The sequence below is a fragment of the Vibrio sp. OPT41 genome, from assembly GCF_015163595.1.
In the GTDB taxonomy this organism is placed as follows: domain Bacteria; phylum Pseudomonadota; class Gammaproteobacteria; order Enterobacterales; family Vibrionaceae; genus Vibrio; species Vibrio alginolyticus.
Map to the genome: position 1 here is coordinate 1 of NZ_JADDYH010000022.1, position 427 is coordinate 427.

The 427-nt window shown below is 55.0% G+C and carries 1 rRNA gene; it reads right to left on the minus strand.

What is annotated here, in order from left to right:
- Positions 1-417: ribosomal RNA gene (locus IQP38_RS11250) — 16S ribosomal RNA — on the minus strand; the annotation flags it as partial.
- Between the last annotated feature and the right edge of the window lie 10 nt (positions 418-427).

Below are 427 nucleotides of genomic sequence, written 5' to 3' on the forward strand. Positions count from 1 at the left end.
ACACGCGGCATGGCTGCATCAGGCTTGCGCCCATTGTGCAATATTCCCCACTGCTGCCTCCCGTAGGAGTCTGGACCGTGTCTCAGTTCCAGTGTGGCTGATCATCCTCTCAGACCAGCTAGGGATCGTCGCCTTGGTGAGCCCTTACCTCACCAACTAGCTAATCCCACCTAGGCATATCCTGACGCGAGAGGCCCGAAGGTCCCCCTCTTTGGCCCGTAGGCATCATGCGGTATTAGCCATCGTTTCCAATGGTTATCCCCCACATCAGGGCAATTTCCTAGGCATTACTCACCCGTCCGCCGCTCGACGCCGTTATCGTTCCCCGAAGGTTCAGATAACTCGTTTCCGCTCGACTTGCATGTGTTAGGCCTGCCGCCAGCGTTCAATCTGAGCCATGATCAAACTCTTCAATTTAAGGTTTTGT